At 70.2% G+C, this 16772-nt stretch carries 19 protein-coding genes; 15 read left to right on the top strand and 4 right to left on the bottom strand.

Annotation, left to right across the window (positions count from 1 at the left end; all coding sequences use genetic code 11):
- Positions 1 to 13: 13 nt before the first annotated feature.
- Positions 14 to 334, top strand: coding sequence for a hypothetical protein (locus ACQPY0_RS27690; protein WP_432994266.1), 321 nt, complete (start codon positions 14 to 16; stop codon positions 332 to 334).
- Here ACQPY0_RS27690 and ACQPY0_RS27685 read toward each other — a convergent pair.
- The 3 genes from ACQPY0_RS27685 to ACQPY0_RS27675 all read right to left on the bottom strand — a co-directional run bounded on the left by ACQPY0_RS27685 (position 300) and on the right by ACQPY0_RS27675 (position 3742).
- A complete protein-coding gene (locus ACQPY0_RS27685) occupies positions 300 to 1394 on the bottom strand; it encodes a glycosyltransferase (RefSeq protein ID WP_432994264.1) in 1095 nt (364 codons plus the stop codon). The two genes, ACQPY0_RS27690 and ACQPY0_RS27685, sit on opposite strands and share 35 nt — an antisense overlap.
- Before the next feature lie 2 nt (positions 1395 to 1396).
- Positions 1397 to 1981, bottom strand: coding sequence for a TetR/AcrR family transcriptional regulator (locus ACQPY0_RS27680; RefSeq protein WP_432994262.1), 585 nt, complete (start codon positions 1979 to 1981; stop codon positions 1397 to 1399).
- 102 nt (positions 1982 to 2083) lie between these two features.
- Positions 2084 to 3742 (bottom strand): protein kinase domain-containing protein, encoded by a 1659-nt coding sequence (locus ACQPY0_RS27675; RefSeq protein WP_432994260.1) that lies wholly within the window; start codon positions 3740 to 3742, stop codon positions 2084 to 2086.
- A 213-nt stretch (positions 3743 to 3955) separates the two neighbouring features.
- Between ACQPY0_RS27675 and ACQPY0_RS27670 the strand changes: the two genes are divergently transcribed.
- The 11 genes from ACQPY0_RS27670 to ACQPY0_RS27620 all read left to right on the top strand — a co-directional run bounded on the left by ACQPY0_RS27670 (position 3956) and on the right by ACQPY0_RS27620 (position 12435).
- On the top strand, positions 3956 to 4453 hold the full coding sequence (locus ACQPY0_RS27670; RefSeq protein ID WP_432995413.1) for an O-acetyl-ADP-ribose deacetylase: 498 nt from the start codon (positions 3956 to 3958) through the stop codon (positions 4451 to 4453).
- A 136-nt stretch (positions 4454 to 4589) separates the two neighbouring features.
- Positions 4590 to 5096 (top strand): SigE family RNA polymerase sigma factor, encoded by a 507-nt coding sequence (locus tag ACQPY0_RS27665; RefSeq protein WP_432994258.1) that lies wholly within the window; start codon positions 4590 to 4592, stop codon positions 5094 to 5096.
- Positions 5093 to 6517, top strand: a complete 1425-nt coding sequence (locus ACQPY0_RS27660; protein WP_432994256.1) for a hypothetical protein — start codon at positions 5093 to 5095, stop codon at positions 6515 to 6517. Before ACQPY0_RS27665 ends, ACQPY0_RS27660 begins: the two co-directional genes overlap by 4 nt.
- Positions 6518 to 6653: 136 nt before the next feature.
- Positions 6654 to 6986 carry a YciI family protein gene (locus tag ACQPY0_RS27655; protein WP_432994254.1) on the top strand — a complete coding sequence of 111 codons (333 nt, stop codon included), beginning with the start codon at positions 6654 to 6656 and terminating at the stop codon, positions 6984 to 6986.
- Positions 6983 to 8203 carry an RNA polymerase sigma factor gene (locus tag ACQPY0_RS27650; protein WP_432994252.1) on the top strand — a complete coding sequence of 407 codons (1221 nt, stop codon included), beginning with the start codon at positions 6983 to 6985 and terminating at the stop codon, positions 8201 to 8203. Before ACQPY0_RS27655 ends, ACQPY0_RS27650 begins: the two co-directional genes overlap by 4 nt.
- Before the next feature lie 121 nt (positions 8204 to 8324).
- Positions 8325 to 8675: a hypothetical protein gene (locus tag ACQPY0_RS27645; RefSeq protein ID WP_432994250.1), complete on the top strand. Its 351-nt coding sequence runs from the start codon at positions 8325 to 8327 to the stop codon at positions 8673 to 8675.
- Positions 8672 to 8779 (top strand): hypothetical protein, encoded by a 108-nt coding sequence (locus tag ACQPY0_RS27640; RefSeq protein ID WP_432994248.1) that lies wholly within the window; start codon positions 8672 to 8674, stop codon positions 8777 to 8779. The genes ACQPY0_RS27645 and ACQPY0_RS27640 overlap by 4 nt, the downstream gene beginning before the upstream one ends.
- 126 nt (positions 8780 to 8905) lie before the next feature.
- Entirely contained in the window at positions 8906 to 9730 is an 825-nt protein-coding gene (locus ACQPY0_RS27635) for a transposase family protein (protein ID WP_432995377.1), read from the top strand.
- A gap of 42 nt (positions 9731 to 9772) precedes the next feature.
- A complete protein-coding gene (locus tag ACQPY0_RS27630) occupies positions 9773 to 9919 on the top strand; it encodes a DUF4839 domain-containing protein (protein WP_432995411.1) in 147 nt (48 codons plus the stop codon).
- Positions 9920 to 10666: 747 nt separating this feature from the next.
- Positions 10667 to 11497, top strand: a complete 831-nt coding sequence (locus ACQPY0_RS27625) for an SDR family oxidoreductase (protein WP_432994246.1) — start codon at positions 10667 to 10669, stop codon at positions 11495 to 11497.
- A gap of 395 nt (positions 11498 to 11892) precedes the next feature.
- Complete coding sequence (locus tag ACQPY0_RS27620) at positions 11893 to 12435, top strand: dihydrofolate reductase family protein (RefSeq protein WP_432994244.1); 543 nt, start codon at positions 11893 to 11895, stop codon at positions 12433 to 12435.
- A 516-nt stretch (positions 12436 to 12951) separates the two neighbouring features.
- Here the strand turns inward: ACQPY0_RS27620 and ACQPY0_RS27615 are convergent.
- On the bottom strand, positions 12952 to 13413 hold the full coding sequence (locus ACQPY0_RS27615) for an SRPBCC family protein (protein ID WP_432994242.1): 462 nt from the start codon (positions 13411 to 13413) through the stop codon (positions 12952 to 12954).
- 301 nt (positions 13414 to 13714) lie between these two features.
- Here ACQPY0_RS27615 and ACQPY0_RS27610 point away from each other — a divergent pair, with 301 nt between their 5' ends.
- From ACQPY0_RS27610 to ACQPY0_RS27600, 3 genes are all read left to right on the top strand, one after another.
- Entirely contained in the window at positions 13715 to 14098 is a 384-nt protein-coding gene (locus ACQPY0_RS27610; RefSeq protein WP_432994240.1) for a hypothetical protein, read from the top strand.
- A 128-nt stretch (positions 14099 to 14226) separates the two neighbouring features.
- Positions 14227 to 15036 (top strand): hypothetical protein, encoded by an 810-nt coding sequence (locus tag ACQPY0_RS27605; RefSeq protein WP_432994238.1) that lies wholly within the window; start codon positions 14227 to 14229, stop codon positions 15034 to 15036.
- A 1053-nt stretch (positions 15037 to 16089) separates the two neighbouring features.
- The gene (locus tag ACQPY0_RS27600) at positions 16090 to 16740 is read left to right on the top strand and encodes a DUF4240 domain-containing protein (RefSeq protein ID WP_432994236.1); all 651 of its coding nucleotides are present in this window, start codon (positions 16090 to 16092) and stop codon (positions 16738 to 16740) included.
- The last annotated feature ends 32 nt before the right edge of the window (positions 16741 to 16772 follow it).

Here is a 16772-nt window from a genome sequence, read left to right as displayed (position 1 = left end):
GAGGCAGTCTCGCGTGCTGGAGACTGGGGCGGTGGACTGCGACACCGGGGCGCTGCTGGCCGTGCTCGCCGACGTGCGAGCGATGCTGGCCAGGCCGGACAACGACTACGCGTGGTCGTCCTTCCGCGACACCGACGCGGCGCTCGCCGAGCTCGACGAGCTGGCCGCGGCCGTCCGCGCCGGCACGGTGCCGGCCGCGCTGAACATCCTGTTCGCGCCGACGGGCCCGATCCAGGAGGTCGCGATCTCCAGCGGCTGGGGCGCGGAGTTCCTGGTCCTGGCCGATCGCTTCGACGCCGTCAGGAGAGCGGAACCACCGACTCGAGGAGGGTGACCGCGGTGTCGGCGCCGTCGCGGGTGCGGATCTGCGCGCCGAGGCGGACGGCGGCCTCGCGGTGCGGGCCGTCGGCCAGCAGGTCGGTCACGGCGGCGCGGATCGCCTCGGGCCGGGCCGAGCGGGGCAGCATCCGGCCGGCGCCGTGGCGGGTCAGGGCGCGGCCGATCGCCGACTGGTCCATCAGCGGGTGCATCGGCAGGACCAGCAGCGGGATGCCGTGGGCGAGGGCGCGGGCCGTGGTGCTGTGGCCGCCGTGGCCGATGACCAGCGACGTCGCCGGCAGGACCGAGCCGTGGTCCAGGTGCCGGTGCACGGTGGCGTTGGCCGGGGCACGCAGCGCCGCCGGGTCGATCGTCGGGCCGGTGGTCACGACCGCCTCGACGTCGAGGGTGGCGAGCGCGTCGAGGATGCGTTGCAGCGTCTTGTCCTGCCCCGGGAACCGGGTCGTGCTCAGGCTGACCAGCACGCGCGGGCGGCCGGGCACGGGCTCGGCCGCCCGGGGCGGGTCCTGCCAGACCGGTCCGACGTGGCGGACGCCCGGGGGCAGCGGCGGGCGGCCCGGGGGCTCGAAGTCGGCGCGGACGGTGACCAGGCTGAGGGCCGCCGAGTGCAGGACCGGCCGCATGCGTACCCCGCGCAGGCGCAGCAGGGCCCCGACGGGTCCGCGGGCCTCGCCTTCGAAGAAGCTCCACAGCGTGTGCACGAGCGAGACGGTCGGGCGGCCGGAGCGCACGAGCACGTCCAGCGCGCCGAGCAGCAGGCAGTCGACGACCACCAGGTCGGCGGCGATGCGCAGCGCGTCGGCGCCGATGCCGCGGTCGGCGAAGACCGCGGTCAGGTCACGCAGGCCCGAGACGGTGCCGCGCGGTGCTGCCGCGTCGTAGGGCCGGCCGTCGCGGACAGCGGTGAACGAGAAGCCGGCGCGCTCCACGGCGGCGCGCTGCGGCTCGTGCCCCAGGAACTCGGCGGCGCCGCCGCGCCGGACGATCTCGCGGGCGATGCCGAGCGCGGGCGGCAGGTTGCCGCCGCCGTCGACCGTGACGAACAGGGCGCGCATCGTCAGCCTCCGGCGAGCAGTGCGGTGACCAGGGTCTGCATCCGGGCCCGGGTGGTGTCCGGGTCGAGGCCGCGGTCGCGGCGCAGCAGCTTCCACGTGTAGAGGTCGGTGGCGACCACGAGCAGGTCGGCCAGCGCCTCGCGGGCGTCGGGCGGCCGGGCTTCCAGCTGCGGCCGGAACGTCTCGCAGACCCAGCGGCGGTGCAGCTGCTTGCCCGGACCGACCACGGCGGCGATGCGGGGGTCGTGCTCCTGGCCGAGCAGCCGCAGCACGAAGTCGCCGCGCCGCTCGTAGTGGGCCACGACCGCGTCGATCGCGCCGGCGACGTCACCGGCGGGCACCCGGCGTTCCTGCTCCACCTCGGCGGAGGCGAGCCGCACCGCCTCGTCGAGCAGGGCGTCGCGGCTGCCGAAGTGGCGCAGGACCGTCTGTACGCTCGTGCCGGCGCGGGAGGCGACCTCGTCGAGGGTGATCTCGATCGTCATCTTCTCCTCACTCAGCTCGAGCACGGCGCGCAGCACGCGCAGCCGGGTCGCCGCCTTCGCGTCGGCCCGGGCTCGCATGGTGTAGCTGCGGGGAGCGCTCATCCGCCACCACGCTAACCGCGCCGCATTTTCGTGTCAACGGCCACTAACACGAAATTGGTGAGGCCAGTCGGTCAGGTCCAGGGTGCGGGCCGGGCGCAGGTGTCAGGAGGCCGGGGTCGTGGTGCAGACCCAGCTCTCCTGCGCCGCCGGGTCGTAGGCCGAGACACCCGAGGAGCGGTACGAGCGGACCTTGAAGCACATGTACGTGCCCGGTGCCAGGCCGTCCCAGGTGTACGTCGTCGCGTTCGCGCCGGTGTTGCGCGACGTGGTGCCGTTGATGACCGTGAAGCCGGTCTCGTCGGTGGAGTTGTCCGTCCACTGCAGACGGATGGCGGCGGGGCCGACCGGCGTCGCCGTCAGGCCGGTCGGGGCCGCCGGTCCGGTGCCGGCCAGGCTCGTGGCGCAGACCCAGTCCTGCTGGGCGGCCGGGTAGTAGGCCGAGGGGCCGGCCGCGTTGAACGCGCGCACCTTGAAGCACATGTACGTGTCCGGAGCCAGGCCGTCCCAGGTGTACGTGGTCGCGTTGGCCCCCGCGTTGCGCGACGTGGAGCCGTTGATGACGGTGAAACCGGTCTCGTTGCCGGAATTGTCCGTCCAGTTCAGGCGGATGGTCGTCGCGCTGAGCGGCGTCGCGGTCAGATTTGACGGTACGGCGGGTGCGCCGGCGGCCGCCCGCGCCGAGCCCGTCGGGGCGGCGAGCGACACCGGGCTGGTGGCGTGCGCCGACGCCGGCGGGCTCGAGGTGCTGGGGCCCGCGACGAGGCCGTTGAGGCCGGCGTCCTCGACCGGGTTCGTGGCACCGGGATTCGCCACCGGATCGGGCGGCTTCGGGTCGTCGCCGCCGCGCACGAGGACGACCACGCTCGCCGCGACGAGCGCGACGGCCGCCGCGGCCGCCCCGGCGACGAGCAGCCGGCGGCCGCCGAGGAGCGGTCGCCGGGGCGGCGCCGAGGCCATCGCGTGCCGTGCCGCCTCGGCGAGGGCGGCGGCGGACGGCCAGCGCGCGGCCGGATCCTTGGCCAGGGCCCGGGCCACGACCTCGCGGGCGGCGGGCGGCACGTCGGCCGGCAGCGGCGGGGGCTCGTCGTTGGCGTGCCGCAGCGCGATCTGCAGCAGGCTCTCGCCCTCGAACGGCAGGCGGCCGGCCAGGCACAGGTAGGCGACGACGCCGAGGGAGTAGATGTCGGACTGGGCGGTCGCGGGCCGGCCGCCGGCCCGCTCGGGCGCGATGTACGACGCGGTGCCGAGCAGCAGCCCGGACGCGGTCTGGTGGGTCGCCGTGGCCGAGCGGGCGACGCCGAAGTCGGTGAGCACCGCGCTGCCGTCGGGGCGCAGGAGCAGGTTGCCCGGCTTCACGTCGCGGTGCATGACGCCCTTTTCGTGGGCGGCGTGCAGGGCCTCGGCCGCCTCGGCGACCAGCCGCATCGTCGTCTCGGCGCTCAGGCGCTCCTCCCGGTCCAGGGTGCGCGCCAGCGACTCGCCGTCGATGTACTGCATCACCAGGTACACCCCGGCGGCGGGGTCGTCGCCGAAGTCGTACACATCCACCACGCCGGGGTGGCTGATCGTCGCCATCGTGCGCGCCTCGGCCCGGAACCGCTCGACGAACTCCGGCTCCCCCACCGGCGCCCGCAGCAACTTGACCGCAACGGTGCGGCCGAGCACCATGTCGTGCCCCTGGTACACGTCGCCCATGCCACCGCTGGCGATGTGCCGCTCGATCTCGTACCGGCCGGCCAGCACCGTTCCCGCGCCGATCAACCCGCCTCCTTCAGCATGGACCAGTGTTTCCTAACCTGCTTGCCGCCTGGCCGCAAGCCCGTGACCAAATCGCGACGGCGGCAACGAACGCTGTGCGGCCGGCCAGCATGACCGGCATGATCGACTTGATCACGGCCGGGTCCAGCCCGCCGGTGCGGTTGCCGGTCGGGGGGTCTCGCCGTCGACGGCGCGGATGGCATCATCGTCGCTGTGATGATTGAGGTCGTGCTCGGGGACATCACGGAAGAACACGTGGACGCCATCGTGACGGCGGCCAACGAGTCGTTGCTGGGTGGCGGGGGCGTGGACGGGGCGATCCACGCGGCGGCCGGGCCGCGCCTGGCCGAGGCGGGCGCGGCGATCGCGCCCTGTGACCCCGGCGATGCCAAGGCCACGCCGGCGTTCGAGCTCGACCCGCCGGTGCGGCACATCATCCACACGGTCGGGCCGGTGTGGGAAGGCGGCGCCGACGGCGAGGCGGACGTCCTGGCCTCCTGCTACCGCCGCTGCCTGCAGGTGGCCGACGAGCTCGGGGTGCGCAGCATCGCCTTCCCCGCGATCGCCACCGGTGTGTACGGCTTCCCGTCCCGGCTCGCGGCCACGATCGCGGTGGAGACGATCCGCTCCACCCCGACGTCCGTCGAGCGCATCCGCCTGGTCGCGTTCGACGCGCAGGCGCGGGACCTGCTCGCCACCGCCGTCGGCCGATGAACCGCTACTGAGGTAGGAGCGGAACAGCACCTCTGCGGCCCATCAGTCCTGGCCGTCGGCGGTGACTAGCCAGCATGCCCCTCGGCCACCCACCCGCACGCGGGTCTGCGAGCGTGTGTGCGGATAGGGAGGTGTGGTGGGGGCGGAGGAGTCGTTCCACGCGTATGTGTCGGGCCGTTTGGCGGCGCTGTCCCGGATGGCGTACCTGCTGTGCGGCGACCGGCACACCGCGGAGGATCTGGTACAGGTGACCCTGGTCAGGGTCGCCCGGCACTGGGAGCGGGTGATCGCCGGCGGCGATCCGGACCCGTACGTGCGGCGGACCATGGTCAGCCAGCACGTGTCGCTGTGGCGCCGGCGCTGGCGGCACGTGCAGCTCACCGAGCAGCCGCCGGACCGCCCGGTGCCGGACGGCGCGGACGCCGTCACGACCGCGCTGGCGGTCCGGGCCGCGCTGGCGAAGCTGGCGCCCCGTCAGCGGGCGGTGCTGGTGCTGCGGTACTTCGAAGACCTGACCGAGACCGAGACGGCCGAGGCGATGCGCTGCTCGGTGTCGACGGTGAAGAGCCAGACCCGCGACGCCCTCGCCGCGCTGCGTGCCCGGGCGCCCGAGCTGGCCGAACTGGCGGAGGTGATGTCGTGACGGTGCCGTTGCGTGACACGCTGCGGGAGTTGGGCGAGCAGATGCCACCCGCCCGGCTGCCGGAGGATCTCTGGCGGCGCGGAAGACGGCAGCGGCACCGGGGGAAGATCATCGCCGCCGTCGTCGCGGCCCTGTTGTGCGCGACCGCAACCGCGGTGCCGGGCCTGCGTCTGGAGTCCCAGCCGGCCGAGGGCGGCCCGGTCATCCCCCGCAGTGTCGAGCTTCCGTACTTTTGGCAGGCGACGGTCGACATGGCACCGCCCGGCCCGGCCACGGTGCTGTTCGGCGGCGACAGTTGGGGGCTGGCCGGCGACCCTTTCGAGGACGAGGGAGACAAGCTCGCCGCCGTCGGGCGCAACGGCGCCTACCGCATGCTGCGCTATCCGGTTGATGGGCTGCGCGCCGGGCAGGACGTGCGGCTGTCGCCGGACGGCAACCTCGTCGCGCAGAGCATGCTGACCGGCGGCCCGGCGGGATGGCTGGTGGTCACCGACCTGCGCACCGGCCGCAGCCGCGGCTACGGCAACGGGCCGCCGGCCTGCTGCTTCGAGGTCGCGGCGTGGCGGCCGGACAGCGGCGCCGTCCTGGTGCTGCACCGCACCGGCAGTGTCGTGCTGGGAGGAGTCGGCCAGAACGAGGGCTCGCCGGCGCAGTACGTCCTGGTCGACCTGGCCAGCGGCGCGCTGGTGCCGGTCGACGACGTCTTCGTGCGAGACCCTGTCGCCTCGGCGTGGGTGGCGGCGTTCGCGCCGGACGGCCGCGGGTTCGTTGCGACGAGGCCCGCCGCCGGCGGCGGCACCGCGCTGCGTGGCTATGACGCCGCCGGTCGGCGGTTGTGGAGCCGCGACCTCGGCGACCGGAGGCTGGCCGGCGCGGGCGCCTACACGCCGGACGGTTCGGCCGTGGCGCTGCTGTCTATCGACGGCTGTCCGAATGAGTGTGACTACGATCAACTCGCCGCCCGGCAATGGCACGTCTCCTACGTGGACGCCGCCACCGGCGCAGACCGCGAAGGACCGGCGCTACCGGCGGTGACCGGGCCGGCGGTGCGAGCGCTCGGCTGGCACGGCGACACCCTCGTCGTCGTGCAGTACGAGTCCGAGGACGACATCGGGCAGAACCCGGACGAGACGGACGCGTGGGGGACCCGGCACGTCCGCGTGCTGGCGCTGCAGCCGGACGGTACCGTGAGCGTCGTGCTGGACCCACCCGCCGACGTCAGCTCCATCGACATCGCGCAGGACCTGCTCCGCGACGGGCGGTTCGGCGGCCCGGTGCCGACCCCCGCAGCGCTGCCCGCCCGCTGGTCGGCGGTAGCGCAGAGTGCGCCGTTCCTGCTGGTGCCGGTGCTGCTGGCGGCGGCCGTCGTCGTGGTGGTCCTGCGGGCGGTCCGCCGGCGCCGCGCCGCCGCCCACACATAGCGCCCCCGCACCGCGCGGCGTACGAAAATCCTCGAAGAAACCTCAGCGGAGCGTGTCGGATCAAGGCAGCGGCGTTCGTAGCAGGGATGAGCGGCGGCCCGCGGGGGCGGCCACACGACCACAGGAGATGATCCCGATGGCGCAGTACCTGATGTCCGTGCTCGACGAAATGGGCGACCGCGCCACTGCGGAGGAGATGGCCACGATCGACGTCTTCAACGAGCAACTCCAGGCCGATGGCCACTGGGTCTTCGCCGGTGGCCTCGCCTCGCCCAGCACGGCCACCGTCGTCGACGGCCGGGGCGGGGAGCCGGTGTTCACCGACGGGCCCTACCTGGAGTCCAAGGAGTACGTCATCGGCTTCTGGATCATCGAGGCCCCCGACCTCGACGTGGCGCTCCGGCTCGCCACCCTGGGTTCGAAGGCCTGCAACCGCAGGCTCGAACTCCGGCCGATCCTGGGCGAATGACCTACGTCGACGAGGCGATCGCTCGGGCCCACCGCGACGAGTGGGCCCGGGTGGTCGCGACCCTGGCCCGGCGCGTCGGTGACCTCGACATCGCCGAGGAGATGGCCGCCGAGGCGTTCGCGATCGCCGTCGAGCGCTGGCCGGTCGACGGCGTCCCGCCGAGTCCCGGCGCGTGGCTCACCACCACCGCCCACCGCAAGGCCATCGACCGGGTCCGGCGCGAAGCCAAACGCGATGAGAAGCACAGGGAGGCGCTGATGCTGTTCGACACCCCTGAGCCGCTCGGCGCCATCGACGACGACCGGCTCCGCCTCGTCTTCACCTGCTGCCACCCCGCGCTCGCCCTGGAGGCGCGGATCGCGCTGACCCTGCGCATGGTCGGCGGGCTCACCGTGCCCGAGATCGCCCGCGCGTTCCTGATCCAGGACACCGCCATGGCCCAGCGGATCACCCGCGCGAAGACGAAGATCAAGGCGGCGAAGATCCCGTATCGCGTACCGTCACGTGAGGACCTCCCGACCCGGGTCACCGGCGTACTCACCGTCCTCTACCTGATCTTCAACGAGGGCTACCTGGCCTCGGACCCCGAGCAGGAGGCGGTCCGCGGCGACCTGACCGCCGAGGCGATCCGGCTGACCCGGCTGGTCCATGCCCTGATGCCGACCGACGGCGAGGTCGCCGGACTCCTGGCGCTGATGCTGCTGACGGAGGCCCGCCGGACCGCGCGGGTGTCGGCGAGCGGCGAACTCGTCGCCCTCGACGAGCAGGACCGCGGCACCTGGGACCGCGAGCTGATCGCCGAGGGCCACGCCCTGGTCCGCGCGCGCCTCGCGTCCGGCCAGGCGCCCGGGCGCTACCAGATCCTCGCCGCGATCAACGCCGTCCACACCGACGCCCGCGACATCCGCGACACCGACTGGTCGCAGGTCGTCGCGCTCTACGACCAACTGGTCCGCCTCGACCCCTCGCCGGTCGTACGGCTCAACCGGGCGATCGCGGTCGCCGAGATCGACGGCCCGCAGGTCGCGCTGGCGGAGGTGGACGGTCTGCCGCTGGAGGGCTACCGCGCCTTCCACGCCACCCGCGCCGACCTGCTGCGCCGGCTGGACCGCAGCACGGAGTCGCGGGCAGCGTACGACCGAGCCATCGATCTGACCGGCAACACCGCCGAGACGGCGTACCTCACCCGCCGCCGCGACCAGCTGACCGGCCCGTGAACCACACCGGTCACGGATCCCCGCACCCGACGCTGAGGCGTGCACGCGACCTTGTTTATGGGCGGCTTCGCGGCGGCGGTGTCAGCAACCTCGGTGATCTCGAAGCGCCTATGATCAAAATGTGCGCAAGCGAAGGCCGCCGCTGACCAAGCAGCAGAAGATCGTGTTGCGGGTTGCGGCTGGCCTGCTCCCCATTCTCGCCATCATCATCGCCATCGGAGCGATCAACGAGAAGGACGCGCCGCCGCCTCCGGCTGCCACCACGACGAAAGCCCCGGCAGAGCCGGTAGAGGCCGCGGCTGAGCCGAAACCTGCGCCTGCCGAGTCCAAGGCCGAGGCGGTCCTGACCGTGGAGAACAACAAGGACTTCGCAGCGCTCTTGGCAGCGGTGGACGACCACGACCTGTTCAAGGAGTTCGCGGCCAAGTACCAGGCCGAACCATCGAGTTCGATGGCACCATCGCTGCAATGAACCATCACGGCGATTACAAGACGCGGTACGACATCTTGGTCTTCGCCGGAGATAGCATCGAGTCTGGAGTGACTGAGGTGATCTCAGCGAGGAATGCTGGCTGATTTGGACGACACGGACATTACGTCCAATGTGGACGGTGCTGGAAGAGGGCTGGGGCCCTCGGTAGGCAGTTCTCACCACAAGAACACCCGCCCACGGTGAGGACCCCAGTGATCGCCTATCGTGCCATGCTCGACGTTCCCAGGGAACTGGTCCACCACGTCGCCGGGCTCCTACGCGCCGACCGCCGCAGACGCGGAACACGACGCGGAACACGAGCGTTGACCTGCTGGTATCACGCCCTGCTGGTCCTGGTCTGGTACCGCAAACGCGAGGACCTGACCCTCCTCGCAGCCGGGTTCGGCGTGTCACGCGCCACCGCCTACCGCTACCGCGACGAGGTCACCGCCCTGCTCGCCGCGACCGCCCCGGACCTCCACGACGCGCTGCGCCGCGTGGCCGAGGACGGCTGGTCCCATGTGATCCTGGACGGCAAAGTGTTCACCACCGACCGCTGCGCCCAAACCACCACCAGCGTCAAAGGCAAAACCATCGACGCCTGGTATTCCGGCAAGCACCGCGACTTCGGCGGGAACATCCAAGCGATCATGCGCCCGGACGGCCTGCCGATCTGGACCGCACCAGTGTCACCGGGACATTTGCACGACCTGACCGTCGCCCACGATCACGACGTCCTCGCTGCCCTGTATTGGGCGGCATCGCAACTGGACTTGCCCACCCTGGCCGACTCGGGCTACGAAGGCGCAGGCCGCGGCGTCCACACTCCGGTCAAACAGCCCACCGACGGCAGCGCCCTGGCCATCGACAACCGCGCCTACAACCTCCTGCTGCGATCGATGCGCTGCCGCGGCGAACGCGGCTTCGCACTCCTCACCACCCGCTGGCACGCCCTGCAACACACCACCGCCAGCCCAACCAGAATCGGCGACTTCGTCAAAGCGGCACTCGCGCTCACCCATTTCGAGCACCGCTACCTGCCGATTCCTTGTTGAGATCACCTCACTGGGCCCAACTTCCAGTTCAAGGACGTCAACATCACCAGCGATCTGCGCCTAACGGGCTCGAACATCCCCGACACCATTGGCGTGGGGCAGAAGCTTCGCATCACTGCTGAGGTAGAGGGCTATGCCGGGTACCAAGACCTCTTCCTGCTCGATCCGCTTTCCACCGAGGCGAGATAAGCCCGTGGCCGCAAAGAAGGCGCGCCGAGCACCGTGTCGGCCGGGTCCGGCTGCACCGGCGCACAGCCGTCGAAGAGTTCCTCGGCGAGGCGAGCCCTTCAGAGCATAGCCGGACGCCGCCCAGTCAGCCGGTGAAGAATTCGGGGCCAGTTGGGGGGTCGCCGGGAAGTGTGCCAAGTCGTGCTTACCGCCGAGCTGGTCAGCTCCCGGCTCGGGAACGACATGGAGACGTGCACCGTTCTCGCAGATCCGCGTACCCGCCAACCAGGCTCGCGATCACATTCCGTAGCGCACGGATCGCGGCATGTCCGTGTACTCGTACCGCAAACCGACGTTGTCATGCGTCGCGCGGCGCCGCTCAGGACGGACCGTGAGCTGATCTTGCTCACGGCCATCCGGCGCACGGTTCGGTTTAGCCTGGCCGAGGCGCTGGTCACCGCCGTTCAGTCCCAGCGAGCCGGATCTTCGAGTCTCGGCGTGGTGGCCGCCCACCTCCAGGCGCTCCGTTCGGTGTTGTGATTGGTGCGGCGGTCCAGGTTGTTACCGGTTCGGTCGTAGCGCATGGTGGTGCGCGGGCCGGCGTACCGGCAGCGATCTGGACGTTGCGGCGGCTGACGGCGGCATCGAGGATCGCCAAGGGAACGGGGCGGACCGGGCACGTCTGCTGAAGGCGTCGAGCCACACCTGGTGCCCGGGGCGTCGCCGTGGAGAACAATGGCGCTGCGGCAAGTACATCCGGGAGGGTCAATGACCACGATGTCCGGCAAGGTGTGCCTGGTGACCGGCGGGACCAGCGGGATCGGCCGGGAGACGGCGGCCCGGCTGGCCGAACTGGGGGCCACCGTGGTCGTCGTCGGGCGCGACGCCGAGCGAGGGCGAGCGGCCGTCAAGGAGATCCGACATCGGGCGCCCGGCGCCGAGGTGGACCTCCTGACGGCCGACATGTCGAGCCTGGCCGAAGTGCGCCGGCTGGCCGCCGAGGTGCTGGAGAAGTACCACCGGCTCGACGTGCTCGACAACAACGCCGGTGTGATCATGCTCAAGCGGCAGTTCACGGTCGACGGCTACGAGACCATGTTCGCCGTCAACCATCTGGCGCCGTTCCTGCTGACCAGCCTGCTGCGGGAACGACTGGTGAGCAGCGCGGCGGCCCGCGTGATCACGGTGTCGTCCAATGTGCACAGTTCGGCCAAGCAGATCCCGTGGGACGAACTGGCCCGCGGCGAGCCGAGTTACCCGCTGTCGAAACTGGCGAACATCCTGTTCACCGTCGAGCTGGCCAAGCGTCTGACCGACACCGGTGTGGTCGCCAACTGCCTGCACCCGGGCCTCATCCGCACCCAGTTGGGCCGCGAGGTCCGCGGCGTCGCCAAGCTGCTCGTCGCGGCTGCCAAGCCCTTCATGGGTACCGTCCAGACCCGCGCGGCCACCCCGGTCTACCTGGCCAGCGCCCCGGAAGCGGCCGAGGTCACCGGAGGCTACTTCCTCCGCGGCAAGCAGATCGAGCCGAGCCCCCTGGCCCGCGACCCCGAAGCCGCCGCGCGTCTATGGACCCTCAGCGAGGAACTGGTGGCGTAAGCCAGGCCAAGATCATCACCATGTGGCACGCTCGCCAAATTGGCGATCAATGGCCCGCGGAGCGGCGTACGGACCGTGACGATCGACGTGAGCCACAGCACCGGCTCAGCGGCAAATGAGATGCCTTGGACTGAACCGAGTCACAGCGTTCTGGTGACGATCATCGATCATTCCGATGATGGCGTGGGCGAAGGGCTGAGACGCTCGGGTTTCCGGCCAGCACTGTCGGTGGTGCACCCACGGCCGCCCGGACGAGATCGACCACCGCAGCGAGGAGGCGCTTGGCCGCATATCATTGCGCCTCATCATGCAGCTCGCTGGCCCGGCGGCGCATACGCTAAGGACGGCCACCGCAATCGCGGCGGTCGTCCTCACGGAGGCGAAGGAAGCGACGCATGCGGAAAGTTGTGCTCTACGAGCTGCTGTCCCTCGACGGAATTGCCGAGGAGCCCGGGAACTGGATGTTCGATGTCGATCAGCACGTGTTCGACAATCTCTCCCGCATCATCAGATCCCAGGACGCAGTGCTCATGGGACGCGGCACCTACGACTACTGGGTGGATTACTGGCCCAGCTCCGATGTCGAACCGTTCGCCAGCTTCATCAACCACACAACCAAGCACGTCGTCACGTCGAGCCAGCCCGACAAGCAGTGGGATGACACGGTGTTGGTGGACGTACCAGTCACTGACTACGTCTCGGGACTCAAGCTTCAGGACGGCGGCGACATCGGGATTCATGGCAGCATCAGCCTGGCTCAGTCCCTCCTCGAAGCCGGGCTGGTCGACGAGTTGCGGCTGGTCATCACGCCGACGCTGGCCCATGACGGACGAAAGCTGTTCGACCACAAGGACGCGCTACGTCGGCTGACCCTCCTCGATGCGCAGTCCACGCCCTCCGGACATCTCCTCCTGGGGTATCGCACACTCCCGACCTGAGCAGTGATCGACGGCATCCCGACCGTGCCGAAAGATCAGGTCGAAAGCGTAGCTGCAAGATCGTGCCACCGGCCGCACCGCGCTCGGGGGCATCGCCGGGTAGGCGGGACGCATTGCTGCGCCCCGCCTCCTAGAACCGTGCATGCGCCTCATCGGCGCACACGGCTCAAGCAAGCCCCTGGGGGCGTCTTCAGGAGTGCAGAGCTGCTGGTTCCCTGCGTGCGCCGGCTGTTCGGCGTTGGCAGTGGGAGTGCACGAGTCGGGTTTCGTCCGGTGTGCCTGTCCCGTGGGCGATGATGTGTTGCCTGGTGATCGCCTTGCGGGTGGTGCGGTGCCACTGTTCCCATTCACGGGGGCTTCGTGGCTCGCGGTAGCTGGGCAACCGTCCGTGATCGGCGGCATTTGCGTGCACCCGGTCACGCAATCCTGACGGCGGTGCCTAGTTGGAGACGGCGCATCTGTGCACGTGTGGCCCATCGAAGAGAAGATCCGGTCATCGCCTGGGCGCGGCGCTGGCTATTTGCGGTCCACCGCCTCGCATGCCCGGGCGAGATCGGTCAGATCCTGAGTGTTGTTCTCCACCACGCACTCACGAATTCTGCGCGCCGCCAAGAACTGCCCAAGACGATGAACAGCGCTCCCACCTGTCGTTTGGAAGGTGACACGGATCAGGGTGCGTCGACCGTCGTCGACCGGTGTGAACACGAACTCTGTCGTCGCCCGAGCTCCGGCATGGGCCTCCGTAACGTAGCGCAGCGGCACCTCGGCATCGATCACGTTGAGTATCAAGGTGGTGGGCCGCCCGTACACCGTCCGTGTCTCACGCCATCGGGTACCGATACCGAATGGACCTTCGGTCAGCAAGGTCGCGGCGTCGACGCCTGAGAATCGCTCGGCGTACCTCCGCACGTCCGTCATGACCGACCAGACCGCTTGTACGTCGACCGCGATCGTTCGCTCAAAGGTCATCGGCTTCATGCCGCGATGGTATCCACAGGCGGAGCACCGTAACCGACCCGCGAGCGCCGCTGCAAGAGCGCGCATGTCAAGCATGAGCATGCGGCCCCGGGGCCGATGTGCATCCTGGCGGTCGCAAGTAGGCTAGCGGGTGCGCCGGGCAAAGGCGGATGAAAATCCGTTACTAGCTTCTTGCTAACGACCGTAAAGGTATGAGCCGGTTCGAGTCCGGTAGCCCGGCCCGCCCCGGCCAGCGGCGTGGCAGGATGCGCTGCGTGCATCCGGCTGACGAAACCCTCGGATATCGATCAACGACGGCGGCTTGGTACTCGTCAACAACAGTGCAGGCGAGTGGCTCATCGTCGGCGCGTCGGACGGGTCGGTTCACGCCGCCAGTGATCGCCTCGCGTGGTTGCTGCCACTGCTCGAGCGCAGTCCGACCTACGTTGTCGCGGCACTATCGCCGGCCGGCTCGAAGTTCGACACACCGCTGCCGGCGCTGCTCCGATTCGCGTTGACCGACGCATGGGGCAGCTACTGGCCGGCCCGTGCCCTCGAGTGGCTCGAATCCAGCTGGCCAAGCGATGGCCTACTTGACGTGCTGGCCAACATACGAAACTCCCGGTTGCCGCAGCCTCTCCGTCACCGCGCCTTGCGCCTGTGGCGGGCCCAAACTCAAGCCCCGTCGCCAGACGAGCGGCTGTAATCGCGGCACATGGGCGCGCAGCTGATCAAGCACTGCCGATGGTGGCAGGCCGCAGACCGCTGGGGCGGACGGCGGCGATAACGGCGCATTCTGGGCATTGGTCCTGGCCGCGGCTCAGGAGGGCAGCCGTGGGGGTGGTGCCGGTAGAGGATGATCTGCCTGTGGGTACGCATACATCCCGCGAGCCGGCGGAGTTCGTGGTCGGCGATCCGGACGCCCCCTGGGCTCTGCGGCTATGGCGCTGGTGGTGGCTTTTTCCGCCGCTCGGCCTGGCACTGTGGCCGATCTCGCCACTGCTGGCGATCGGTCTGACAGTGTTGCTATACGGGTTTGGCATCAGCACCCGCGGGCTGGCGCCGTATGCGCTCCGTCCGCGACGCGGGCTGGTCTTCGTGCCTCAGAACGAGCGGGGTGCGTGGCACGAGGCCAGGCAGTCGATCGGGCGCATCCGCTCGGCATGGCCGGCCCTCGGCGTGATGGCCGACCCCGCCCGCATCGGTCCGGCACTGGACCAGGCCCGGTGGGGCCTTGCCGTGCTGCTGTTCCGGCGGGCCGAGGTGACCCGGGCACTGGAGGAGCTTGACGAGGCCGTGCGTGGCTTGGTCGCGTCGGCACCGTTACGTGCGGAGGTTGCGGTCCGGCGGGTCAAACTCGAGGGCCGGCGCGAGGATCTGAGCGAGCGGATAGCCGAGCGGCTCGGGGCGCTGCGCAGGCTCGCCGAGGTTTCCGGCGAGCATGCTCACCAGCAGCACCGCGCCGAGCAGGCCCGCAGGGCGCTGCGCCGGGCCCGATGGGCGGACGAGGGCGCTACGGACAGGCCTGACGTGGTCGCCGAGGTCGCGGAGCGGACCGCGACGGTACTCGCCGCGTACCGCGAGTTGTCCGCGCTGTCCCGCCCGGACGCAGCGCCGGGAAACATGGCCGGTACGACGCCGTGATGTGCCGCATGACGTTCCGGTGATTGGTCAGCCGACGTTCGCCGCTGGGCGCTGCTGTCGACCGATGTCACACGTCCTCGCCCTCGGCAGCCTCCCGTTCGTCGAACGGGATCATCCTGGCCGAATGCGCTCTCATCGGCATGTCCGCGAGCCTGGCGACCAACTCCCCTTGACGTCCCGTAGCGAGCTGATCGCGGCAGATGTGCGCACTCGACCGCTATTAGGTCCACTCCCCGAACGCGTGCTCAGAGCGCTCGGACTTCGGCGAGCCGCTTGACTGCGTACTCGTCGTCCCAGCAGACAGCGGCTTCCCATGCGGCCGACGCTTGCGCGGCGATGTCGTAAGGACCGTCATCGACGGCCGGCGGCGTTGCCGGGCAGCACGAGGTCGAGGTCGGGCACATCGACGTGCGCCTCGTCCCAGTCGATCAGCGCGACCTGATTCACGGTCATGCGGACGTTGCCAGGGTTTGTTGGGGTTGCCGTGCACGACGCAGGTCTGACGTCCGGCGAGCCGCGCCCACGCTGCCCGGCATCGAGCAACGCTCTCAGGGGGCATCGCACCAAGGTCGATCTTCGTGCCGGTCTCGGCGTGCAGGAGGTCGGTCGACGACCGCCAGCCTAGGCGCTGCGGCCAGCCCTGCGTCAACCGATGCAGCTCGCGGAGCGCGCCGGCCACGCGACGCCAGTCGGCCTGCGTCTCGGGCGGCCCGCCCTCCAGGTAGGTCATCACCACCAGACCGCCGGCGAACAGCCGGCCGCCCGTGGTCGGGATCGGCACCGGCACGGTCAGACCTTGACGGTCGAGGTACTGGATGAGCTCGGTCTCCCACGCGAGATCAGCGTCGCTCCTGGTGCCGAGACGACCGACCGCGAGGCGCCCGCTCCACACGTCGTTGGCGACTCCGCCAGCGAGCGGCTCGATGCGAGTGACGTCTTCACCCCACTGTCCGGGTGCCTCCACCCCACCGGCCGCACCCTCCGGGTCTCCGAACATCACTGTTCTGGCGTGATCGAACGCCGACTCTCGGAATCCGGTGACGCTGGGTAGCGGTGGACCAGCAGCAAATCCGGATGACAGCGATCGAGGTCCGGTCGGCGCGTAAGGTCATCGCCGTGGACGTGGAGGAATTCTGGCAGTTCGTGGAGCACTCAGCCGAGGAGGAAACCCACCCGCAGCGTAGGGCTGACTGGCTGGAGCATCGGCTCAGCCGTATCGCCCTGGATCACATCGTGGACTTTCAGATCCACCTCGATGCCGCTCGCCACCCGATCGACACCTGGGACATGCTGGGAGCCGCCAACCTCATCATGGACGGTCTCTGCAGTGGAGACTCGTTCTGGTATTTCCAGCCATGGCTCATCGGCCAGGGACGGCGCTGGTGTCAGCACGCCGCTCAGGACCCCGACAATCTCGTCGACCTACCCACCGTGCAGGCCCTCGCGGGTCGCCGCCCGCAGCAGTGGTCCGATGCTGACTGGCCCCACTGGGAGGACCTGAACGCCGTGGCCTCTCTCGCTTACGACCGGCGCACCGGCCAGGAGGACGGTATCGACGACGCGCTCCGCGAACGCGGTCACCGCCGCCCCTCAGATCCGCAGACCGCCGGCAGGACGTGGAACACCGACAGCGCAGCTGAAATCGAACGGCGTCTACCACGACTCAACCGGCTGTTCCCCCGTGAACGCTATCTGAGGCCCTGAGCGTGCGGGGACATGACCGGCGATACCTCCCA

The sequence above is a fragment of the Dactylosporangium sp. CA-233914 genome, from assembly GCF_050942935.1.
Classification (GTDB): domain Bacteria; phylum Actinomycetota; class Actinomycetes; order Mycobacteriales; family Micromonosporaceae; genus Dactylosporangium.
The sequence above is the reverse complement of the archived record's forward strand: the minus strand, read 5'-3'. Positions and strand labels throughout refer to the sequence as shown.